Here is a 24125-nt window from a genome sequence, read left to right as displayed (position 1 = left end):
CTATTTTATTGAAGTGTAATTTGGAGCTTCCTTTGTAATAATTACATCATGTGGGTGACTTTCTTTAAGTCCAGCATTTGTTATTCTTACAAATTTTCTACTCTCTTTTAATTCATTTATTGAATGTGCACCACAGTACCCCATTCCTGAACGAAGACCTCCACATAGTTGGAATAAAGTATCTTTTATTTTTCCTTTATATGGAACCATTGATTCAATACCTTCAGGTACTAATTTATCAGTAGCAGATTCAAGTTGGAAATATCTGTCTTTACTTCCACGTTTCATTGCTGAAATAGACCCCATACCTGCATATGTTTTAAATGTTCTTCCGTTATAAATTATTTCTTCTCCAGGAGCTTCTTGTGTACCTGCAAGTAATCCACCAAGCATTACACAATCAGCGCCGGCAGCAATGGCTTTAACTATATCTCCAGATAATTTAATTCCTCCATCTGCAATTACACAAACATTTTTATCTTTACAATATTCATAAACTTCCATTATGGCAGTAATTTGTGGAACACCAACACCTGCAATAACACGAGTAGTACAAATTGAACCAGGTCCAATCCCAACTTTAACTGCATTAACACCAGCGTCAATTAAGTCTTTGGCAGCTTCTTTAGTAACAATATTTCCACCTATTAAATCTAAGTTTGGGAAAGTAGCTCTTAATTCTTTAACTTTATCAATAACTCCTTTAGAATGGGCATGAGCAGAGTCTACAGTAACAATGTCGACACCAGCTTCAACTAAAGCTCTAACTCTTTCTATTGTATCGGTTCCTATACCTACAGCAGCTCCAACACGAAGTCTACCTTTACTGTCTTTACATGCATTAGGATAATTTAATACATTATCAATATCTTTTATAGTTATTAATCCTTTTAATTTACCATTTTCAACTATTGGTAATTTTTCAATTCTATGTTTAAGTAATATCTCTTTTGCCTGTTCAAAAGTAGTACCTATTTTTGCAGTTATTAAATTTTCTTTAGTCATAACATTAACTGCAAGTTCATCTAAATTTTCACGATATTTTAAATCACGATTAGTAATAATTCCAAGTAAATTCATTTCATCATCAATTATGGGTAATCCTGATATTTTGTATTTACTCATAAGTTTATGAGCGTCATTTAAAGTAGCTTCAACTCCAAGTGTTATTGGATTTGTGATCATTCCACTTTCTGAACGCTTAACTTTTGATACCTCTTCTGCTTGTCTTTCAATAGTCATATTTTTGTGAATAAATCCAATACCACCTTCTCTTGCTATAGCAATAGCAAGTTGCGATTCAGTAACAGTATCCATAGCTGCACTTAAAATAGGAATGTTAAGTTGTAAATTTTTTGTCAAATTTGTTTTTAAACAAACTTTATGCGGTAATACATCAGATGCTTGTGGTATTAATAAAACATCATCAAAAGTTAAACCTTCTAAAATAATTTTACTCATATATTATTCTCCTCCTAACCAATTTATTATATGTTTTGTTTTAATAAACGATAATCCATTGAAAAAATCATTTGGATTTTCAATATTTCCCGCACTAACAGGGTGATTATGGAATATTGTTTCACCATTTAATATATGTTTTTCAAATGGTTTTACATCTTTACCCCATAGTAGATATATAATATTCATGTTTTTCGTACTGATATATTCTAATAAATCATTTGTAAATGATGACCAAAACTTTTTGTGAGAACCTGTATTATTAACTAATACGGTTAGAGTAGCATTTAAAAGTAACACACCTTGTTTTTCCCACGATTTAAAAAGTTTATCTGGAGGCAAAATTTTAAATTTACCTTTGTTTATATCTGTTTTTATGTCTTCTAATTCTTTAAATTTATTCTTATATGAATAGTATATTAATTTTAATATATTTTTAACAGAAGTATTCATGTTTTTTTCTGACCATGATTTTTCTTTTATTTCAAGAGCTAATCCTGTTGCAATAGCAGGATAATTATTATATGGTTCTTTTCCTAATATACAAACTTTTTTATTTGAAATAGGAGTATTTAAAGCTCTAAATATATTTTTTTTACTAGGTGTATAAATTGTTGCATTTGAAGTTTCAAGTTTTTTTATAAAGTTTTCAATTTCAGTAACTCTATTTATATTAAAAAATTCTCTATAATCTTCGTGTATTTTATATTTTTTCATAAAATCATTTATTATTGTAATATTATCTTCATCAAATAATGAAAAAATAAGTATTTGATTATTTTCGCATAAAACATAAAGAGTATCATCAAAATAGTAAATTTTTCTAATTTCACTTTTTATCCAATTAATAGTTTTAACAACTTTTAATTTGTCATTTGTTACGATTAATTCTCCACGTGATGTTCCAAAATAAAACCATTCGTCATCATTTTCAATATATGTAATACGTGAATCACAAATTTTCTTTGCATCTATAAGTTCATTTGATATTGCGTCCCAAATTTCAATAAGACCGTTAGCAGTTGCTCCAAAATATCTTGTTCCTATTAGTTTTACAAAGGTATGATTATTTTCAGAATGAATTGAAAATATTTCTGATAAATTTTTGCTGTAAAATATTTTTATAATATTGTCATTTTTACCAAATTCTCTGCTTTTTACAATGATATTTTCATTGATTATAAATATAGATAAGCTGGCTCTTTCATCACCAATATATGTTTTTATTTCTTTTTTGCTAAAACTGTCGTATGAATAAAGGTGATTATTGCTAATATATATTATTTTACCTTTATTTGTAACATTAATTGATTCAATGTTAAAATTCGGTTTAAATATACAATCAAGAACTTTTTTACTTGAACTATCGCATTTGTATATATAATTATTACTGCTTATAATATAAAAAGAAGAAGAAGTAAAAAGTTGACTTTCTTCTTTTATATACTTAATTGTTTCACAATTATTTATGTTTTTTATAATTTGTTTATCTTTAGAAAAATTTTTCTTAAAGAAAGTTAGACCTTTACCAATAGTGATAAGAGTATTATTTAATGGATTTAGCGTAAAATCTTTAATTTTATTGTCTAAATTTATTTTTTCTTTAAGTATCAGTTCCATTACTATTCCTTACATTTTAAAATTTCAATATATTTAATACTTATTTTTAATTTATTAATAAATAAATTTTCAAACTCAGTTCTAATGTTTTCTGGTTTGTAGTCAGTGTTATGTAAATCGTCAGTGTGATAAATTACTTTGTAATTATCAGTTTTTTTTATTAACTCTAAGACAGAGTTATAGTAATCTAGATGATCTGTTTTAAAATATATTTTTGAATTGTCTTTTAGCAGAGGTCTTAAAGTATTAAGTAAGCTTTCTGACAATATTCTTTTATGTTCTTCACCTTCCCAAGGATCAGGGAAGTTTATAAAAAGACCGGAAAGTTCATCATGAGCTATAAATTCATTTAAATGAGTAGCATCATATCTTATAAATTTAATATTTTTTAAATCACGTTTTTCTGATTTTTTAGCAGAATAGACAAGTCTTTTAAGCCTTAGTTCATCACCAATAAAATTTTTGTCTTTATGTTTAGTAGCCATTTCAATAGTGAAATTACCGCTACCTGATCCTATTTCAAGATAAATACCATTTTCATTTTGGAAAACATTATTCCAATTGCCTTTTAGATTTTTAATTTCTTCACCTGAAAATATTAAATAATTTGGGTATTCAACCATTTCAAACATATATTTATTGTAATATCTTTTTGGCTTATTAAAAAAGTAAGTCCAAAGTTCCTGCCCATTATAATTAATCATTAGTTAATAACAGCTCCATCATCTTTTTTATATTTTTCAATCTTTTTATCAATTTCATATTTATCAGTTATTTCTTTTATATATTTGCTCATATTTTCATTTACTTTTGTTTGAAATAAGAAAGTTGATATTTGAGAATAAGCATATTGAATATCCATATTTTCAAAATCTTTAGTATGATCTACATAATATTTGCTAACTTCTTCCTCTGTTATTTTAACATCTTTACTACAAAGTATATCTGCGTAATATTTAAGTCTTATTTCTTTTTTTATTGTTTCAAGTTCATCAGCATTATCCTCAAAAAAAGTATTTTTTATTGCTTCTTGTTTTAATAGATTTTGTAATAGAATAGATTTTATTAAATCGGGATTTCCCTTAGTAAATACTAAGTCTTGTTTAGATAAAGTAACACTTTCTTCCATGTTGTGGACCAAATTGTATACTAAATCTTGTTCTAATCCAAAATTAATTTCTTGTGTAAGTTGATTTTTTATAATGTCATGAGCTTTAGAAAAAGATATGTTTTGTGATTCAAAGTAGCTTTTATTTTCATTATATTTATCAATTATTGTTGTTTCTGTAACAAGTAATCTTGGTTCAACAGTTTTTCTCATGTAAAGTCTAACTGCCTCATTTTGTTCTATATATTTAATTTCTTCAAGTTGTTCTTCAGTAAATTCATAATTATAGCTTTCATTATATATAGCTCTTGAAACAAGTATATTTTTTATTGCTTCAGGGTTATAATTAGCTTGTTCTAGTTCTTTTTCTGTTAATTCAAGTGATAACATTTTATTCTCCTTTATAATATACAAAATGGTGCCTAGGAAGGGACTCGAACCCTTATGGATTTCTCCGTCAGATTTTGAGTCTGATGCGTATACCATTTCGCCACCCAGGCACCTTGTTTATTTATGTAATATAATTTTATTAAATTTATGATAAATTGTCAAGACTTATTATAAGTTCAACAGGACAATGATCAGATCCCATAACATCAGTTAGTATTTTAGCATCAATTAAATTAGAATTAAGACTATTAGAAGTTATGAAGTAATCAATTCTCCAGCCTGTATTTTTTTCTCTTGCTCTCATTCTGTAAGACCACCAAGAATAAATTTGTTCTTTATCTGGATAAAAGTATCGGAATGTATCTGTATATCCATTTTCAAGAAGTTTTGTAAATTTTGTTCTTTCTTCAATAGTAAATCCAGCACTTCTGGTATTTGTTTTTGGATTTTTTAAATCAATTTCCTTATGTGCTACATTTAAATCTCCACAAACAATAACTGGTTTATTTTCATTAAGCTTATTTAAATAATTTCTAAACTCATCTTCCCATATCATTCTATAATCAAGTCTTTCAAGTTCAGTTTTTGAATTTGGAGTATATACGGTTATGAAATAATAAGTAGGGTATTCAAGCGTAATTACTCTACCTTCTGTGTCATGTTCTTCTATTCCAATTCCATAAGTAACATTAATTGGTTTTTCTTTTGTAAAAACAGCTGTTCCTGAATATCCTTTTTTTTGTGCATAATTCCAATAAGTATAATAATTTTCTAATGGAAAATCAATTTGACCGTCTTGAAGTTTTATTTCTTGTAAGCCAATAATATCCGGATTTTCCTTTTTTAAAAATTCCATAAATCCTTTTGTAAGTACAGCACGAAAGCCATTTACATTCCAAGATACTAATTTTTTCATACATAGCCCTTTCCTAAATTATGAATAAACACCGAAATCTTTATTATCTATTAATATTTCAAGTTTTTCATTATTTTTTATTGTTGGATAAATTTCTTTTATGAACCATTTAACAAGATTTTCATCTCTTTTTATACTAGTTCCGTTGTCTATAAAAACACTAATAGTAGTTATATTAAAATTTTGTAAACCTGTATTTATATCATTTAGAATTTGTTCTTTTGTTTGCCCTTGTGTACAAATTAAAAGTAGAACAGTATAATATTCTTGTTTTACTTTTTCAAAAATTTTATCTGTTAAGTAAAAATTTTTCTTTAAAGTCTTTATTCTATATTTATTATCAAAAGTTTCAATTCCTATAATAAAACGAATTTCAATATCTGAAAAAAAGTTTCTTATTTCATCAAGTCTTTTAACATAACCAAAGTATGCTTCAAAGTAGAGTATTTTAATATTTTTTTCATATACTATACGTCTTATTTCTTCTAAAGTAGAAATAGGTAATTCAAATACAGAAGCTGAATTAATAACTTCTAATACTCCAAATTCACCGGTTATGTTTTTAAGAATTTCCATATTTACATTGTTTATTTCATTTTCATCAGTAGAATTATCTAAAATATAGTTGCAAAAAGCACATTTCCCATAATCACAGGGAAGACTTTTTAATAATACAATTTCTCTTTTATTAACATAATCAGTTATTTTACTATATCTATTCATTAAAATTCTTCAATTTTCCCTTCTTTTTTCCACCAAGCTGCAATATATACAAATGGAGTATCTAAAGTAGAAATAATAACTTTTAAAAAGTAAGTTGAAAACATAATACTAATTAATATTTTAAAATCATATATACCAGCAAAAGCTACAAGGGTAAAAATAACATTATCAACTATTTGACTAAGTATTGTACTTAAATTGTTTCTTATCCATATATTTTTAAAGCTTGGCCATAAGCTTCTTATTGCTTGGTATGCGTAAATATCAACTAATGAAGAGCAACCATAAGCAGTAAGAGAAGCGAATGTAAGTCTATAAAGTGGTGCAAATAATGCAACCAAATGTGGTTGAGCTGTATCTTCAGGAGCAACATTAACGTGTATTGCAATACTCATTATTATTGTCATAAATATCATAGTTGCAAATCCAATTGTAATTACTTTTTTCGCATATTGTTTACCATAATTTTCAGATAAGATATCTTCAATTAAAAATATTCCACCATATGCTATATTTCCCATGGTTGTAACTACACCAAATATAGTCATAAGTTTATTTACTTGTATATTAGCAACAACTATTGATAGGGGGATAAAAATTAATATACCGACTTTTCCCCATTTTTTATATGCGATTAATATAAATGTATAATTAACTATTATATATATAAGCCACAAAAGTTCATTTAATGTGAATATATTTTTCATTTTTTAATTCTCCTTTTTTTAGTTAAATATCTATGAAAGATACTAACATAAAAACACATAAAATACAATTTGAAAAGAATAGAGAGCTATCTATTTTATGAAAAAAATAAAAAAAATACTGATAGAAAAAATCCATATTATAAAAATTATTGCATAAAATTTTACCATTTAATATTTCAATTTTTTTTTGTATCTTTTTTGTTTTCATGTAAATTTTTTCTTCTGAAGTGATAACATCATTATCATTTTTAATAATTAATTTAATACAATGGGTATATACGTTAATTTTGTTATGAATATTTTCTAAAAATTCTAATTCAACATACATTTCTTTAGTGACATTGTTAATTAATTTGCTTAACATAACAATATTCTCTGTTTCTTGTAAATAATTAAAACAAAGAACAATGTTTTTAATAGTTTCAATTGACTTTATTATACTAGTTTTACCTATTCCATTTCTCCCAAATATTCCTTTAATTCTAAAATTGTCAGGATTAAATTTTTGTAAATTATTTTTATAAAAATCAATTTGAAATTCATTAGATATACTTTTTAGGGATAAAAGAAAAAAATTATTCATAAAATTCCTCCTTTATTTACATTTTGTAATTTATTTCACTGTTTTTTTAGGAAAAAGTCCAGAATTTTAATAAAATTTGTTGAAATTTGTATAAAATTTAATTGTTGTGAATAAATTAAAATTTTGAAATAGATACCCTTTCAGTTATTATTAAGGTTAAGAATTATCTGAATATTTAGAATATGAATTTAGAAAAAAATTAAATAAAAAAAGGGAGTGTCCGTAAACAAATCCCAATATACATATATATTATTTATCATTATTTTCATTACAAAGTGACGAAGCGAATACTAATGCCATGATTAAATTAAAAATTATAAAAGGTGGAAATAAAAATGAAAGTAGAATAAATAACCACCCAACAGGATGCAATAAATAACTTAATAAAAAAATCACAAATAAAAGTATAAAATTTTTATTTTTATTCATAATGTTTAATTTTCCTTTTTTTATTTTAATTATATCACTTCACTTAACTAAAATCAATATTAAATGTGAAAATGACAAAATTAAACATATATAATTTTTGATTAATTATTATTAAAAAAACGTGAAAGTTCACAAAAATAAATAAACAGGGCTTAACCCTGTTTTTATTAATTTCAAAATATATTCTTTAAAATGGTCCCCAGACGCGGAATCGAACCACGGACACAAGGATTTTCAGTCCTTTGCTCTACCGACTGAGCTATCTGGGGTTGGCGGAAGTGACGAGACTCGAACTCGCGACATCTTGCGTGACAGGCAAGCACTCTAACCAACTGAGCTACACCTCCAAAAAAATGGTGGTCACAACTGGGCTCGAACCAGTGACCCCCTGCTTGTAAGGCAGGTGCTCTCCCAACTGAGCTATGCGACCTAACAGAAGGAATAATACAGTATTAAATAAAATTTGTCAATAACTTATTGAATTTATTTTTTTTTTATTATATCATTTATATGAAAGGGGAGATTTATGAAGATAATGATTTTAACTGCTTCTACAGGTGCAGGACATAATCAAGCAGCAAGAAATATAGCGAATGAATTTTTAAAATTGGGCAATGACGAAATAGAAATTTTTGATTTTTTTATGGATACATCTAAAAGAGCAAATGAATTTGTTACAAAGAGTTATGATACGTTCGCTAATAAATTTCCAAATACATATGGCTTTATTTATAACATATCAAATAGAAAATTAATAAATGATATATTTATGAAAAATCTATTTTTTAAAGTAAAAGATAGAGTTAAGAAAAAAATTCTCGAAGATAATCCAGCAGTTATTGTCTCAACACATCCTATGAGTGTACCTTTAATAATGAAAATATTTGAAGAAGAGAATATTACAATACCGTTTGTTCAAATAGTTACTGATTTTAAAGCACACTATATTTATGTTGATAAGGGAGTTACTGCATATATTACAGGTAGTGAGTATACTAAAGAAAATTTAATAAAATGTGGCGTAAGTAGTGATAAAATATTTGTATATGGAATACCTATTAGAGATGAATTTAAAACTGTAAATAAAAGTGAAACAGAAACGTTTAATATACTTTTAATGGGTGGTTCAATGGGTCTTAAAAAGATGGAAGATTCTGTTGACGTATTATTAAATTCTGATTTAAATGTAAAAATAACAATAATTTGTGGAAATAATACAGAACTTAGAGGAAAACTTGTAAAAAAATTTAAAGATAAAATTATATCAGGTAAAACTGAAATTAAAGGTTTTGTTAATAACATTGATGAGCTTATGGACAAGTCAAAACTTATTATCACAAAACCTGGTGGTCTTACTTCAACAGAAGCTATTAATAAGCAAATACCTATGATTATTCCGTTTTCTATACCAGGACAAGAAGAAGAAAATACAGCATTTTTAGTTGAAGAAAAAATGGCTATTAGTATTAATGATATTGATGATTTACCTAAATATGTAAAAATGTTATTGGAAAATAAGGAATTATATAACGAAATAGTTGATAATATGAGAAAATTATCTGAAAGTTACTCAGTTGAAAAGATTGTTGATTTAGTACATAATTTGAAAAATAACTAAATAATGTGGATAAAAAGTAAAAAGATATTAAAGAATTATGAAAACTATGATATAATATGGATTATTTAAATCAAATTGAAGAAGGTAATCTATGAAAATACTAATAGTTATGAATGAATACTTTTCCAAAAGCAATGGTATGAGTATATCTACGCAACGTTTTGTTGAGCAATTTAAAAAAATGGGAAAAGAAAATGAAATAAGAATTTTAGCAGGTAGTTCAAAGGGAACTCCTGATTATCCACTACCTGAACTTATAGTGCCAATTTTTAATTCAATAATTAAAAAACAAGGATTTTCTTTTGCTAAAGTAAAAAAAGACGTTGTATATGAAGCTGTAGAATGGGCAGATATAATCCATCTTGAAGATCCGTTTTATTTATGTTCATATACTGCAAGAGTTGCTAAAAAGATGAATAAACCTTGTATGGGAACATTTCATTTATATGCTGAAAATATGACATATTCAGTAGGATTAGGGTGGCTTAGGCCAGCTAATGTTTTAATAACTTGGGCATTTAAACATTTTGTATATGAATATTGTAGTGATATTCAATGTCCAACAGAAGCAGTTAAAGAAAGACTTATAAGATACAAGTATAATTCAAATTTACATGTTATTTCTAATGGTATACATAAAGATTCAATTGTACCTCGTAGTGAAAAACCAACTCAATTTAAAGATAAATTTGTAATAATAAGTGTAGGTCGTTATTCTGTTGAAAAAAATCAAATACTTTTATTTGAGGCAATAAAAAAATCAAAATATGCTGATAAAATACAATTAATATTAGCAGGTAAAGGTCCACTTGAAAATAAATATAGAAAATTAAGCGAAAGTTTACCTAATAAAGCTATACTTGAATTTATGTCTCAAGAGCAATTAAGAAAAACAATCTCATATTCTGATTTATACATACACTGTGCTAATGTTGAAGTTGAAGGAATGTCATGTATGGAAGCATTTGCAAGTGGTTTAGTTCCTTTAATATCAAATAGTTATTTATCTTCAACTAAACAATATGCATTAAGTGAGAATAATTTATTTAAAGCAAATGATTCAGATAGTCTTAGAGATAAAATTGATTATTGGATAGAACATCCTGAAGAAAAAGAAGAATTTAGTAAAAAATATATTGAGTTTGCAAAAGAATATGATATAGAAAATTCTGCGAAAAAATTATTTGAGATATTTGAAAATTTAGTAAATAAAAATAATTAAATATATTTTAAGCCTTTAATTTAGTGAAAAATACCACTATTTTATTGGCTTTTTTTGATGTAAAAATAAATACAATTTTTTATTATTTTGTGTTATACTTACCATAAAGGAGTCTGTAATGATAGAAAATTTTGAGAAAGTAACGGCTTATGCAAGAAGTTTATTTAAAGAAGATAAAGATATATTAGAAGTAAAAAAATATGGTATTGATAATAAAGTTCCTATAGTAACAGAAGAGGTACTTAACTTTATGTTATTTTTAATTAAACACAATAAGTATAAAACTTGTCTTGAAATAGGAAGTGCAATTGGTTATTCTGGTAAATATTTAGCTAAAAATTTACATTTGACAACTATTGAAATTGATGAAGATAGATATAATATGGCAAAGAAAAATTTAGAAGGGCTAAATGCTGATATTTATCTTGGAGATGCACTAAATATATTGCCTAAACTTTCAAAAAAATTTGACTTTATTTTTATTGATGCTTCAAAAAGTCATAATATGGAATTTTTTAATTTATCATATGAAAGACTTAACGATGGTGGTATGATATTCATTGATAATATAGCATTTAGAGGATATATATGTGAAAGTGAATATAATAAAAGGTACAAAACAATAATTAATAAATTAAAAGAATTTATTAATTATTTAAATGAAAATTATGACTTTGTCTTCTTACCTTTCGGTGATGGAGTAGGCATAGTTACAAAGAAAGGAATATAATATGAAAAAAATAGTAATTTCTTTAGGATTAGCAGCATTTTTAGTATCATGTTCATATGTTTCTAAAGATTATAAACAAGTTATGGGAGAGCAAAAAACTGAAAAAATTGAAAAAAAACCGGGTAAAGACACAGAATTAGGAAATAAGAGTAATGAAGATATATTATCTAATGAACAATTATCAAAACAAGTTTTTGACAGAAGTAAAAGAAAAGTAAATACTAATTTAAAAGGTGTTTGGGTTTCAACTGTATTTAATTTAGATTTCCCAAAGAATAAAGGATATAATCCTGAGGTTCAAAAAAGAGAAATTGATAAATTAGTTGAAAATGTTAAAAATTGGGGATTAAATGCTATCTTTTTACAAGTTAAACCTACAAATGATGCGTTTTATAATTCAAAAAATTTACCTTGGTCTATGTATTTAACTGGTATAGAAAATCAATATCCTGGTTATGATCCTCTAGCATATTTTATACAAAAAGCACATGAAAATAATATTGAATTACATGCATGGATAAATCCATATAGAGTTGCTATGACAACAGATCGTAGTAAATTGTCTTCTAAAAATGTAGCAAATCAACATCCTGATTGGGTATTTGAATATGATGGTAAACTATATTTAAATCCTGGAAAACCTGAAGTTGTAAAATATTTATATAATAATATAGAAGAAATAGTTAAAAACTATAACATAGATGGTGTTCATTTAGATGATTATTTCTATCCATATCCTAATGGAGCTAAGAAAATCCCTGATTTTGATATTAGAGAATATCAAGAAAATGGAAGTTCATTTAATACACTTGGAGATTTTAGAAGAAATAATGTAAATGATTTAATAAAAAATTTATCTACATCAATTCATAAATTAAAACCAAGTATTTCATTTGGAATAAGTCCATTTGGTATTTGGAGAAACCAAAGTACAGATTATAGCGGTTCAAATACAAATGGATTACAAGCATACGATGATTTATATGCTGACAGCGTTAAATGGATGAGTGAAGGTTGGATTGACTATATTGCACCTCAAATATATTGGCATATTGACCATCCAAAAGCAGGTTATGAAAAACTTGTTAATTGGTGGAGTAGTGTATCAAAAAGAACTAATACCCCATTATATGTTGGAGAGGGAGTATATAAAGTAAATGAATGGCCTAAAGGCGAAGTGAGAGAACATAAAAATATAAGAAATCAAAATTCTGCTGTAAAAGGTTACATATTATTTAGATATGATACACTTTTAAACAATAAATGGATAATTGATGAGATGAATTAATATGGATTTTAAATTATACTCAAAATTTAAACCTACGGGTGATCAACCACAAGCAATAGAAAAACTTGTAACTAATTTAGAAAATGGAATATATGAGCAAATTCTTTTAGGAGTTACAGGTTCAGGAAAGACATTTACTATTGCTAATGTAATAAATAGATTAAATAGACCTGCTCTTATTTTAGCACCCAATAAAACATTAGCAGCTCAATTATATAATGAGTATAAAAAATTTTTTCCTGAAAATGCAGTTGAATATTTTGTATCATATTATGATTATTATCAACCGGAAGCATATATTCCACAAACTGATACATATATTGAGAAAGACTCATCAATAAATGAAGAAATAGATAAATTAAGACACGCTGCTACGGCAGCTCTTTTAACAAGGAGAGATGTAATTATTGTAGCGTCTGTTTCAGCAATTTATGGTTTAGGTTCAAAAAAAGCATATAATGATAATGTTATTCCAATTGATAAAAAAGTAGGAATTTCTAGAAAAAAATTAATTAAAAGACTTATTGAACTTAGATATAATAGAAATGATATGGTACTTGAAAGAGCTTCTTTTAGAATAAAAGGAGATATTATTGATTTACTGCCTCCATATCAAGATAGTGCATACAGATTTACATTTTTTGATGAAGATTTAGAGTATATGTACGAGATAAATCCTTTAACAGGTAAAAAGATTAAAAATTTAAAAAGACTTGCAATAATGCCTGCAACTCATTATTTATCAACAGTTGATAATCATAATATGTTTATGAAAATAAAGGAAGAACTTAAAGAAAGAGTAGATTTTTTTGAAAAAAATAATAAATTATTAGAAGCACAAAGAATAAAACAAAGAACAGAATATGATATGGAAATGATAAGAGAAATAGGTTATTGTAAAGGAATTGAAAATTATTCAAGATATCTTGCTGATAAAAAGCAAGGTGAAACTCCTGATACTTTAATTGACTATTTTCCTGATGATTTTATTGTATTTATTGATGAGTCTCATATAACAGTTCCACAAATAGGTGGTATGTATAACGGGGATCATTCAAGAAAAAACATGTTAATTGAAAATGGTTTTAGACTACCAAGTGCCTTTGATAATAGACCGCTTAGACTAGAAGAGTTTTTCGCTAAAATTAATCAAGTTGTATATGTTTCAGCTACACCAAGTGATTACGAGCTTACAAATTCTAAAGATGAAATAGTGGAACAATTAATAAGACCTACAGGACTTATTGAACCAAGTATAGAAATCAGAAAAACAAAATATCAAGTTGATGATTTACTAGAAGAAATAAAAAAGGAAGTTGAAAAAAATCAAAGAGTTTTAATAACAACTTTAACTAAGAAAATGGCAGAGGAATTAACTGACTATTATTTAGAATTAGGAATTAAAGTAAGATACATGCACTCTGATATTGATACAATTGAAAGAGTTGAAATAATAAAAGGCTTAAGAACAAAAGAGTATGATGTACTTATAGGTATTAACTTACTTAGAGAAGGTTTAGATTTACCGGAAGTAGCATTAGTTGCAATACTTGAAGCAGATAAAGAAGGATTTTTAAGATCAAGAAGATCACTTATACAAACTATGGGTAGAGCATCTAGAAATGTTGAAGGTAGAGTTATACTTTATGCAGATACAATAACAAAATCTATGAAAGAAGCGATAACAGAAGTTGACAGAAGAAGAAAAATACAAAATGACTATAATATAGCAAATAATATTAATCCTAAAACTGTTACTAATAGCTCTGTTGATTCACTTGTAGAATATGATGAACAAGAGACTGTTACTGAAAATACAGTTGAATTTAAAAATATAAAAGATATAGAAAAACAAATATCCAAATTAGAAAAAGAAATGAAAAAATATTCAAAAGAGCTTAATTTTGAAAAAGCAATTGAAATAAGAAATAAAATATCGCAATTAAATAAAATTCTTATGGAGGTTATGTAGTGAAAACCTATACAGTTGGAGAAATAAATAATATTATAAAAGAATATCTTGAAAGTGTAGTGATGCTTAAAGCTTTTTGTGTTGAAGGAGAAGTATCAAATATTACGTATCAACAAAGGCACATGTATTTTACATTAAAAGATGAAAAAAATAATATTAAATGTGCGGGTTTTAACTATATAGTAAATGATATCCCAAGAAACTTAAAAGAGGGAGATCATGTTAAAGTTTATGGGAAAATAAATGTATATAATGTCAATGCAACACTTCAAATTGTTTGTAGTAAAGTTGAAAAAATTTCAAATATTGGGGAACTATATAAAAAGCTTGAAGAATTGAAACTAGAATATCTTGCCAAAGGATATTTTGATAAAGAAATAAAAAAGCAAATACCCAAGTATCCAAAAAAAATAGGTGTGGTAACAGCTCATACAGGTGCTGCAATACATGATATTATAGATACAACACAAATTAGAAATAATAATGTTGATATATATGTATATTCAGCGAAAGTGCAAGGAGAAGGTGCAGGTTTATCAATAGCTGAGGGAATAAGAGTTTTAAATAATAAAAATTTAGACCTTGATTTAATAATAGTAGGTCGTGGTGGTGGAAGCATAGAAGATTTATGGGCATTTAATGAGCGTGAAGTTATAGAAGCTATATATGAATCTAAGCTTCCAATAATTTCTGCTGTAGGACATGAGGTAGATGTCTTATTATCTGACTTTGCAGCAGATTTAAGAGCAGCAACACCAACTCAAGCAGCACAGCTTGTTGTACCTGAAAAAAAAGAAATTCTTAAAATGATTATAGAAATGAAAAGAAAATTAAATGTTGATTTGATGCAAAAATTAAAACTTCAAATAAAAGAAGTAGATAATTTGAAAAATAACTATTATTTTAAAGAATTTTATACAAATAGGATTTTAAGTAACTATCAATTAATTGATAAATATACTATAAGACTAGAAGAAATCATGAAATTAAAATTAAACTATGATGAAAAAATTAAAAGAATTGAAAGTATAAAGAAAAATCTTGACAGTATTATTTTAAATAAATTGGAAAATAAGAAAATCAAAATTGAAAGTTTGAAAAATAAGCTTGAGAAATATAATTTGAATGAATTATATGATAGAGGTTTTAGTATAACACTTGTGAATAATAAATTAATAAAAGATGTAACACTAAAAAAAGGTATGAAGTTAGAAACTGTTTATAAAAATGGTAAAGTATCAAGCGAGGTGAAATAACGTGTCAAAAAGAGAAGATTACATAAGTTGGGAACAATACTTTATGGGTATAGCATTTTTGTCTGCACAAAGAAGTAAAGATCCTGTAACTCAAGTAGGAGCTTGCATAGTAAAAAATAACAAGATTATAGGTATAGGATATAACGGGTTTCCAAGAGGAAGCAGTGATGATATTATGCCTTGGACAAAAGTAGGAGAAGTATTAGATACAAAACATCCTTATGTAGTTCATGCAGAGCTTAATGCAATATTAAATAGTATTAAAGATTTAGAAAATAGTACAATATATGTAACTCATTATCCTTGCAATGAATGTGCAAAAGCCATAACACAATCAGGAATAAAAAAAGTAGTTTACTACTCAGATAAACATAAGCATCATGAATTATTAAAAGCTTCTACAAGAATAATGGAAAATGCTGATATAAAAATTGTTAAATATATTGATGAAAAAAATGAAATTAAAATAACTTTTGGAGATTAGAGGACAGCTATGTTTGATTTTTTGAAACCAGTACCAAGTATAAAAATAGAACAACTAAAAGAAGATATGGTTTTAATAGATGTACGAAAAGAGGAAGAATATAAGGAAGGACATATAAAAGGTTCTAAAAATATTCCATTAGATAAAATAGAAAGTTTTTGTGGAGATAAAAATAAGAAAGTATATGTCATATGCAGAAGTGGAAGAAGAAGTAAGATAGCAACAAAGTACTTAAATAAAAAAGGTTATGATGCCTATAATGTATTAGGTGGAATGCTTGAATGGGAAATGCTAAAAGTAAATTTTTATGATAATGTTGAAGATAGTTTGTTAAAGTTTGCAGTGATTATTACAAAATTTAATGATGAATTTGTATTTTGTAAGCACAAAAAAAGAGATACATTAGAAATTCCAGGTGGACATAGAGAATTTGGTGAAGATATTCTGACTACTGCAAAACGTGAATTATATGAAGAAACAGGAGCAATAAAATATACAATTACTCCTATATCTATTTATTCAGTTACTGTAAAAGGTGTTGAAACTTTTGGTATGCTATATTTTGCAGATGTAAAATTATTTGAAAAAGAATTACACAGTGAAATAGAAAAAATAGTTTTTTTGAAAAACTTACCTAAAAATTTAACATATCCTGAAATACAACCTAAATTAATAAGTATAGCCAAGCAAAAAGGGTTTATTAAATAAGAAATAGAGGAAATAATTATGTATGAATACTTGACAAAGACCGAAAAAAAAGGTTTAAAACCAATCACAATATGTGATCTAAAAAAAATATTTTTAAATGTAGGGGTTGAAAAAGGCGATGTATTAATGGTACATTCATCAATTTCATCTTTAGGCTATGTTGTTGGAGGGAGCGAGGCTATATATGAAGCTTTAATTAGTATAATTGGTCCAGAGGGAACTATAGTTGTTCCATCTCAAACAGTTGATATTTCAGATCCGGCTTCTTGGCAATATCCTCCAGTACCTTCAGATTGGTTTGAAATTATCCGTTTGGTTTGCATTCTCCTTTGTCTAAAATGTATGATTTAAATGCTAAAATTTTAATGATAGGAACAGATTTTGAAACCAATACATCAATTCATTTAGCAGAAAATTTTCTTGGAAGAGAAACAATTATAGAAAAAAGTAAAATGAAACATAATGAAATAGATAAATGGGTAGAATTTAAAAATATTGAGGTTGATATCTATGATGATTATCTAGAAATTCAAAAGTTATTTTACGATTATTTATCCATTAAACCCATAAAAGTTAATGAAGCTGAGATTAGTTGTTTCAGATTAAAGGAATGTGTTAATTTTTCAAAACAATATTATCTTGATAGGGGTAAGAAGTGAACGTATTTTTAAGGAATAAAATCTATAGATTAATAACTATATCAGATTGTTTATCTTTAATAGGTGACTCAATTTTTTATTTAGCATTAATTGCGTATGCTAATAAACTATAAAATAATATTATGGCTATATCTATAGTAACAGTTTCAGAAACATTACCTCCATTTTTTTCAGTTTATACGGGATATTTAGTTGATAGAACTAAAAATAAAGCTTTTGCTGATATAGTTTCTAATTTGTTGAGATTTATTATTTATGTTTTAGTTGCAATAGTTTTATACATTTATAATGGTATTACAACAATTATTATCATATCTATATTAAATATCTTATCAGATTTAATAGGCTCTTATTCAGATAACTTAAGATTTCCTATAATCTATTCAATTATTCCAGAAGAGGATATGGAGGAAAGTTTTTCTTTTTCTAATATTACATACTATATTTTCTCTTTTGGTGCTAAAGTATTTGGTGGGATTATATTATTGCTTTTGGGTTCAAATTTTATTACATTTTCAATTTTAAACAGTATAACATTTTTAGTTGCCGGTTTAATGATGATACATATTTTTTCAGATTTAAGATTTAAAATTTTAGAGTATGAGAAAAATTTAAATCAAGATAATGAAAATAATAATGATATTAAGATTTTTAGAAGTATATTAAGGCTTTTAAAGAATAAAAAGATAATGAAAGTGCTTCTTCCAGTGTCGCTATCAAATTCTTTAGTAGCTTGTTTACTATCTTTCATGTATGTATATATTAATAATCCTAAAATATTGAGTCAGTTACCATATGAAACGATTATTAGTTTATTGGGAGGTATATCAGTTATTGGTATAATTGTAGGAAATTGGGCTTCAACTAGATACTTTAAATCATTTTCAATATTTAAGTCTCTCAATTTTATGTTAATTATCTTAGGTATGATTTCTTTTCTTTTATTTACTAATTCAAATATATATATTTTATTAATTTTTATTTTTATCCTATTTGGATTTGAAGGAATTTTATCTCCCCAATTTAGTCTATATTTAATGGAAAATCAAGATTATGATAGTCTAGGTGTTTCAAGTGGAGCAATCAATACCTTATTAGCAGTTACAATACCAGTACAAATTTTTATAGTTTTAACTAGTGCAAATATTTTTGGTCTTTGGTTTTCAGAAATATTATTATTTGTTTTTGTTATAACTTATCTGGCTTTGGTTAATAGATTGGACAAAAAATATGAGGATTAAGAATACTATTATGAAAGGAAAAAAATGAAAAGAGAAATGACTATAATAGGGGTAATTATGTTTATTCAAGGTATATTACTTACAGTTATTCCTATGTATATGGAAAATGTATTAAAAAATGATGTATTAGTTGGAATAATAGCAACTATAATAGGATTAATAATTCCCATTTTAATATAGGAATAAAACAATACGTGAAAAATATTAGTGAAGAAAGAAAAAGCATTAGTATTTATGAAATTGCATTCTTTTTTGCATTGTGTTGTGTAGTTACCTTAGTTTTATCAAATATTTTGGAACCAATATTTCATTATTTTAAATTAATTGAAGATACTTCGTTGTATTCTGATGCTTCAACAAGTATATCACTTGTGGTTTATACAGTAATAATAGGATCTATATTTGAAGAAATGCTATACAGAGGTTTTTTACTAAGAAAATTGGAAAAATATGGTCCATTTTTTGCCGTTATAACATCTTCAATATTCTTTGGAACAACACATCAAAATATATATCAAGTTTTTGTAATAGCTATTGCAAGTACAATTATTGGATATGTTGCGTATAAATATTCATTTAAAATTGCAGTTTTACTTCATATAATGAATAATCTTAATGTTGAAATAAACTCACAATTAGCAAATATAAATGCATCATACAGTACATATTATCAATATGCACTTTTCGTCTTATCACTTATAATTACAATAAAATATAAAGATATAATAAAAAATATTAATATATTAGATAGATTTAAGCATGAAAAAGAAAGTTTTAAAACTTTTTTTACAAGAATACCTGTCCTAATTCTACTTTCTCATGACATATTTTTTACGATTATATCGGCATTTTAAATAAAAGCTCTAGAGTCTTAAATTCTAGAGCTTTATTTTATTGCAAGTAAAATCACCCTTGATTTTACAAGAATTTTCTTGATTTTATTGAAAAAGATGTGATACTATCATACGTGAGTTTTTAGATGGTAGAAAAAAATGAGAAAAATTATTTTAGGAATTATGACTTTAGCCAGTATTAGTGCGATGTCGTACGATTTTGAGGCTAATATAAAGGTTGGATATGATTTTTTTAGAAATAGTACAAATGTAAAATCTGAAAGAAAAAAATAATGCATAAAGATCCAGATGTAGTAGATGTTCCATATAGTAGAGGTTTTGTAATAGGTGCTGAAATTTATCCAATCCACTTTTTAGATAGAAAGCTAAAATTAGGTGCAGGTATTGAATATAACTTTGGAGAAACAACAGTAAAATATAGAAATTTGAAGAATAATACTAATGATTATTCAGTAACTATGATACCTATTTATGCAACATTAAAATACAATTTCTATAAACATAACAGTGGATTAAATCTTTATACATTCGGAAGAGTAGGATATGCTATTTCAAGAGAAGTATATGATTATGGAAGGCAACCATACATTCAAAATAGATTTAAAAATACTAGTGGTGTTTACTACGGTTTAGGATTTGGGCTGGATTATAAATATTTCTTAGCAGAGGTTTTATATGATGGAAAGTATTTTTCTAGAATGAAAAAATATACTATATCTACATCTACAACATCGTTTGCCACCCCTGCTAATTTATCGGATTCGTATGATACTAGTATTAGTATAACATCTTATACATATTATACATCACATTATTTTCATCACAAGCTTGGTGTAAGATTAGGGTTAATATTGGATACAAATGATTTTAATAAACCACAAATTCAAGATTATCCAAAATGTGTAGAAAAGGTAGTAGAAAAAATTGTTAAAGTACCTGTAAGAGCTAAAGAAAAGACATTACGAATAAAAAAATAAATGTGAAAAATTGATTTTAGCATAATTGATATGATATATTAAAATAAAAAGGCAAATGATATGAAGAAAATAGAAATATGTTTACAAAATATTGACGATATAATACTTGTAAATAAGTATGAATGTATATCTAGAATAGAGCTTAACAGTGCAATTGAAGTAGGAGGACTTACACCAGATATAAATTTATTGAAAAATGCAAGAAAAGTTAGTAATAAGAAGATAATATCAATGATAAGAATACGTTCAGGTAATTTCATATATACAGATAATGAATTTGAAATTATGCTAGAAAGTGCAAAAAATATTATTAATTATTGTGATGGATTAGCTTTTGGTGCATTGAATGAAGATTTAACAATAGATGTAGAAAAAACTAAAAAAATTATAAACTTGTGTAGGGAAAATAATAAAGAGTTTGTATTTCATAGAGCTATAGATATAGTTAAAGACTATAAAAAATCAATAGAATTACTAGATAAATTAGGTGTTGATAGAATACTTACAAGTGGTCATGAAGTAGATGCAGTTTTAGGTTTTGAGAATATAAAAAGGTTAAATACAAAATGTGAAATTTTGATAGGTTCCGGAATAAATATAGAAAATATTAATTTATTTAATGGGTATAATATCCACGGTACATTTTCAAAAAGAGTAGATTCAAAATTATTCGGTTATTATTTAAAAGTAGATGAAAAAATATTAGATAAAATAGATAAAATGTATAGTTTTTAGGCTATACATTTTTTTCTTTGAATATTTTTATTTTCATATAATTTTTATTTGAAGCTATAAGCGGCTATTTAGTGAGTTTAAAAATAAAAGTTATGTCAAAGTCAATAAATACAATCCTTAGAATTGCCTTAGAATTATCTTAGAATTGTCAAAATCTATTGATTTTTAAAAATTCCTATGTTAAACTTTATTAAATCAAGCAGGGAGGATTTACTTATGAAAAAAATGTTTGTTTTAGCGGTAGTAGCACTTACAGCTATAACAGGATTTGCATATAAAAAGATGCAAACAACTAGTAAAAAAACAATGATTGTAAAAGATAAGAAAACAAATCCTAAAAACTACAGAAAAATTTATTTAGCAGGAGGTTGTTTTTGGGGAGTAGAAGAGTTTTTTGAAAGAACACCAGGAGTAGTAAATGCCATTTCAGGTTATGCAAATGGAAAAACGAAAGATACAAGTTACAATTATATCTCACAAACAGGACATGCTGAAACTGTTGAAGTTACTTATGATGCAAGTAAAACAGATCTTGAAACATTATTACAACAATATTTTACTATAATAAATCCAACTAGTGTAAATAAACAAGGAAATGATGTAGGAACACAGTATAGAACAGGAATTTATTATGTAAATGATGAAGATAGAGAAGTAATTACAAAAGCACTTAATAATTTACAAAAGAAATTTGATGCAAAAGTAGTAGTTGAAAATTTAAAATTAAATAATTTTATTGTGGCTGAAGAGTATCATCAAGATTATTTAAAGAAAAATCCAAATGGATATTGTCATATTGATCTAAGTAAAGCAGGTCAGGTAATAATTGATAAAGATAGATATCCAAAAAATTTAAAAGGATTAACAAAAGAACAAATAGAAGTTACACAAAACGGTAATACAGAATATGCATTTTCTAATGAATATTGGGACAACCATAGACCTGGTATATATGTTGACATTGCAAGTGGAGAACCTTTATTTTCTTCAGCAGATAAATTTGATTCAGGTTGCGGATGGCCAAGTTTTACAAAACCTATTGTAGACTATGTTGTGACATATAAAGATGATTTTTCATTTAATATGCATAGAACAGAATTAAGAAGCCGTAGTGCGGATTCTCATTTAGGACATGTATTTAAAGATGGTCCGGCAGATCGTGGAGGATTAAGATATTGTATAAATAGTGCAGCAATTAAATTTATACCTCTTGATGAAATGGAAAAAGCAGGATACGGATATTTAAGACATTTAGTGGAAGGGAATTAGTTCAAAATGAGTGAAAATATTTATTTATGGTCGGCATATATAGGAGGGATTATTACTTTCTTATCACCTTGTATATTTCCAATATTACCGGTTTATTTATCAATATTAGGAAAAGATGGTAAGAAAATATTAAATACATTCTTATTTATATTGGGATTATCAATAACATTTATACTTTTAGGATTTAGTTTTGGGTTTATAGGACAATTTTTGGTAAATCCTACTGTAAAAAAAGTATCAGCAATAATTGTAATATTACTTGGATTACATCAAGCTGATATACTAAATTTTAGCAAACTTAAAGAAACAAAAACGGTAGAAGTAAAAAAACAATTTAAAAGTAGTGCTGTAGAGTCATTTGTTTTAGGGTTAACTTTTAGCTTAGGTTGGACGCCTTGTGTAGGACCAATACTTGCAACAATATTATCATTAACAGTTGATTCAGCTTCACAAGGATTTGGAGCAATATTAATGGCATTCTTTGTTCTTGGATTTGCAACACCATTTTTAATCTTTACAGTATTTTATAAATATATAAACAATAAATTAGGATTTATTAAGAATAATTTAGAAACTATAAAGAAAATAAGTGGATATTTAATTATAATTTTAGGTATTTTGTTATTCTTTGATAAATTTGAAGCAATAGTGACATACTTTAATGGAATAAGTTTAGGAGGAATAAAATGAAAAAATTAGCAGCAGCAGTAATGTCTTTAGCATCTATATTTTCAGTAGCAGCAGGAATTGATGTAAATTTAAAAGATATTAATGGAAAAGAGGTAAAATTAAGTCAATTTAGAGGAAAACCAACATATATAAAAATGTGGGCATCTTGGTGTCCTATATGTCTTGCGACTTTACCGCATACACAACAATTAGTAAGAGAAAAAAATAAAGATTTTAATGTAATAACAGTAGTTTCACCAGGACATATAAATGAACAAACAACAAAAGAGTTTTTAAAATGGTGGAAAAGTTTATCACAATATGGTGATATACCTGTCTATCTTGATGAAAGTGGAGAATTAATAAGAAAAGCAGGAGTTAGAGCATATCCTACAAATGTTTTCCTTAATAAAAATGGGGAAATTAAATTTTCAGCTCCAGGACCTATCTCAAGTGAGATTATAAAAAAACACATCAAGGAAAGAGCAAAATAAATTAGTTAAATT

General features: G+C 26.0%; 27 protein-coding genes and 4 tRNA genes. 19 read left to right on the top strand and 12 right to left on the bottom strand.

The annotated features are described in order from the left end of the window. From guaB to AWT63_RS01090, 12 genes are all read right to left on the bottom strand, one after another. Positions 1-1461: an IMP dehydrogenase gene (gene guaB, locus AWT63_RS01150; protein ID WP_068267823.1), complete on the bottom strand. Its 1461-nt coding sequence runs from the start codon at positions 1459-1461 to the stop codon at positions 1-3. Positions 1462-1464: 3 nt separating this feature from the next. Further along, complete coding sequence (locus tag AWT63_RS01145) at positions 1465-3081, bottom strand: hypothetical protein (protein ID WP_068267820.1); 1617 nt, start codon at positions 3079-3081, stop codon at positions 1465-1467. A gap of 2 nt (positions 3082-3083) precedes the next feature. Continuing rightward, positions 3084-3785, bottom strand: a complete 702-nt coding sequence (gene trmB, locus AWT63_RS01140) for a tRNA (guanosine(46)-N7)-methyltransferase TrmB (RefSeq protein WP_068267819.1) — start codon at positions 3783-3785, stop codon at positions 3084-3086. Then, a complete protein-coding gene (locus tag AWT63_RS01135; protein WP_068267808.1) occupies positions 3785-4579 on the bottom strand; it encodes a hypothetical protein in 795 nt (264 codons plus the stop codon). The genes trmB and AWT63_RS01135 overlap by 1 nt, the downstream gene beginning before the upstream one ends. A gap of 26 nt (positions 4580-4605) precedes the next feature. Then, positions 4606-4689: transfer RNA gene (locus tag AWT63_RS01130), tRNA-Leu, on the bottom strand. Between the two features lie 35 nt (positions 4690-4724). Continuing rightward, positions 4725-5495, bottom strand: coding sequence for an exodeoxyribonuclease III (locus AWT63_RS01125; RefSeq protein WP_068267807.1), 771 nt, complete (start codon positions 5493-5495; stop codon positions 4725-4727). Positions 5496-5513: 18 nt separating this feature from the next. Continuing rightward, positions 5514-6218 carry a radical SAM protein gene (locus AWT63_RS01120; protein ID WP_068267805.1) on the bottom strand — a complete coding sequence of 235 codons (705 nt, stop codon included), beginning with the start codon at positions 6216-6218 and terminating at the stop codon, positions 5514-5516. After that, positions 6218-6925 (bottom strand): queuosine precursor transporter, encoded by a 708-nt coding sequence (locus tag AWT63_RS01115; protein WP_068267803.1) that lies wholly within the window; start codon positions 6923-6925, stop codon positions 6218-6220. The genes AWT63_RS01120 and AWT63_RS01115 overlap by 1 nt, the downstream gene beginning before the upstream one ends. A gap of 22 nt (positions 6926-6947) precedes the next feature. Then, entirely contained in the window at positions 6948-7508 is a 561-nt protein-coding gene (locus tag AWT63_RS01110) for a hypothetical protein (RefSeq protein WP_068267801.1), read from the bottom strand. Positions 7509-8130: 622 nt separating this feature from the next. After that, a tRNA-Phe gene (locus tag AWT63_RS01100) sits at positions 8131-8206 on the bottom strand. A 1-nt stretch (position 8207) separates the two neighbouring features. Then, a tRNA-Asp gene (locus AWT63_RS01095) sits at positions 8208-8284 on the bottom strand. Between the two features lie 7 nt (positions 8285-8291). Next, positions 8292-8367 (bottom strand) — tRNA-Val (locus tag AWT63_RS01090). 96 nt (positions 8368-8463) lie between these two features. Here AWT63_RS01090 and AWT63_RS01085 point away from each other — a divergent pair. From AWT63_RS01085 to AWT63_RS01005, 19 genes are all read left to right on the top strand, one after another. Further along, positions 8464-9555, top strand: coding sequence for an MGDG synthase family glycosyltransferase (locus AWT63_RS01085; RefSeq protein ID WP_068267794.1), 1092 nt, complete (start codon positions 8464-8466; stop codon positions 9553-9555). Positions 9556-9646: 91 nt separating this feature from the next. Beyond that, positions 9647-10777: a glycosyltransferase gene (locus AWT63_RS01080; RefSeq protein WP_068267793.1), complete on the top strand. Its 1131-nt coding sequence runs from the start codon at positions 9647-9649 to the stop codon at positions 10775-10777. 118 nt (positions 10778-10895) lie between these two features. After that, positions 10896-11507, top strand: a complete 612-nt coding sequence (locus tag AWT63_RS01075) for an O-methyltransferase (protein ID WP_068267791.1) — start codon at positions 10896-10898, stop codon at positions 11505-11507. Between the two features lies 1 nt (position 11508). Further along, positions 11509-12795 carry a glycoside hydrolase family 10 protein gene (locus tag AWT63_RS01070; RefSeq protein WP_068267790.1) on the top strand — a complete coding sequence of 429 codons (1287 nt, stop codon included), beginning with the start codon at positions 11509-11511 and terminating at the stop codon, positions 12793-12795. Position 12796: 1 nt separating this feature from the next. Continuing rightward, entirely contained in the window at positions 12797-14767 is a 1971-nt protein-coding gene (uvrB, locus tag AWT63_RS01065; protein ID WP_068267789.1) for an excinuclease ABC subunit UvrB, read from the top strand. After that, complete coding sequence (xseA, locus tag AWT63_RS01060; protein ID WP_068267785.1) at positions 14767-16023, top strand: exodeoxyribonuclease VII large subunit; 1257 nt, start codon at positions 14767-14769, stop codon at positions 16021-16023. The genes uvrB and xseA overlap by 1 nt, the downstream gene beginning before the upstream one ends. Before the next feature lie 43 nt (positions 16024-16066). Continuing rightward, the gene (locus tag AWT63_RS01055; RefSeq protein ID WP_068267905.1) at positions 16067-16507 is read left to right on the top strand and encodes a deoxycytidylate deaminase; all 441 of its coding nucleotides are present in this window, start codon (positions 16067-16069) and stop codon (positions 16505-16507) included. A gap of 9 nt (positions 16508-16516) precedes the next feature. Then, positions 16517-17215 (top strand): rhodanese-like domain-containing protein, encoded by a 699-nt coding sequence (locus AWT63_RS06280; RefSeq protein ID WP_082680404.1) that lies wholly within the window; start codon positions 16517-16519, stop codon positions 17213-17215. Positions 17216-17233: 18 nt separating this feature from the next. Beyond that, on the top strand, positions 17234-17566 hold the full coding sequence (locus tag AWT63_RS06275) for an AAC(3) family N-acetyltransferase (RefSeq protein WP_068267784.1): 333 nt from the start codon (positions 17234-17236) through the stop codon (positions 17564-17566). Next, a complete protein-coding gene (locus tag AWT63_RS06270) occupies positions 17554-17874 on the top strand; it encodes an AAC(3) family N-acetyltransferase (protein ID WP_068267783.1) in 321 nt (106 codons plus the stop codon). Before AWT63_RS06275 ends, AWT63_RS06270 begins: the two co-directional genes overlap by 13 nt. A gap of 122 nt (positions 17875-17996) precedes the next feature. After that, positions 17997-19115, top strand: coding sequence for an MFS transporter (locus AWT63_RS01035; RefSeq protein ID WP_156414475.1), 1119 nt, complete (start codon positions 17997-17999; stop codon positions 19113-19115). Between the two features lie 24 nt (positions 19116-19139). Beyond that, entirely contained in the window at positions 19140-19295 is a 156-nt protein-coding gene (locus AWT63_RS06185) for a hypothetical protein (protein WP_156414474.1), read from the top strand. A 14-nt stretch (positions 19296-19309) separates the two neighbouring features. Beyond that, positions 19310-19969, top strand: a complete 660-nt coding sequence (locus AWT63_RS01030) for a CPBP family intramembrane glutamic endopeptidase (RefSeq protein ID WP_068267779.1) — start codon at positions 19310-19312, stop codon at positions 19967-19969. Positions 19970-20107: 138 nt separating this feature from the next. Beyond that, on the top strand, positions 20108-20242 hold the full coding sequence (locus AWT63_RS06480; RefSeq protein ID WP_269431473.1) for a hypothetical protein: 135 nt from the start codon (positions 20108-20110) through the stop codon (positions 20240-20242). Next, positions 20242-20946, top strand: a complete 705-nt coding sequence (locus AWT63_RS01025; RefSeq protein ID WP_068267778.1) for a hypothetical protein — start codon at positions 20242-20244, stop codon at positions 20944-20946. The genes AWT63_RS06480 and AWT63_RS01025 overlap by 1 nt, the downstream gene beginning before the upstream one ends. Before the next feature lie 60 nt (positions 20947-21006). Continuing rightward, positions 21007-21681, top strand: a complete 675-nt coding sequence (locus AWT63_RS01020) for a copper homeostasis protein CutC (protein WP_068267776.1) — start codon at positions 21007-21009, stop codon at positions 21679-21681. A gap of 216 nt (positions 21682-21897) precedes the next feature. Next, the gene (gene msrB, locus AWT63_RS01015; RefSeq protein ID WP_068267774.1) at positions 21898-22950 is read left to right on the top strand and encodes a peptide-methionine (R)-S-oxide reductase MsrB; all 1053 of its coding nucleotides are present in this window, start codon (positions 21898-21900) and stop codon (positions 22948-22950) included. Positions 22951-22956: 6 nt separating this feature from the next. After that, a complete protein-coding gene (locus AWT63_RS01010) occupies positions 22957-23640 on the top strand; it encodes a cytochrome c biogenesis CcdA family protein (RefSeq protein ID WP_068267772.1) in 684 nt (227 codons plus the stop codon). Continuing rightward, complete coding sequence (locus tag AWT63_RS01005; protein ID WP_068267771.1) at positions 23637-24113, top strand: redoxin family protein; 477 nt, start codon at positions 23637-23639, stop codon at positions 24111-24113. Before AWT63_RS01010 ends, AWT63_RS01005 begins: the two co-directional genes overlap by 4 nt. Positions 24114-24125 lie beyond the last annotated feature (12 nt).

Origin of the sequence: Caviibacter abscessus, assembly GCF_001517835.1 — a bacterium.
Taxonomy (GTDB): Bacteria; Fusobacteriota; Fusobacteriia; order Fusobacteriales; family Leptotrichiaceae; genus Caviibacter; species Caviibacter abscessus.
Note: the sequence above shows the minus strand (reverse complement) of the source record. Positions and strands in the feature narration are given on the sequence as shown.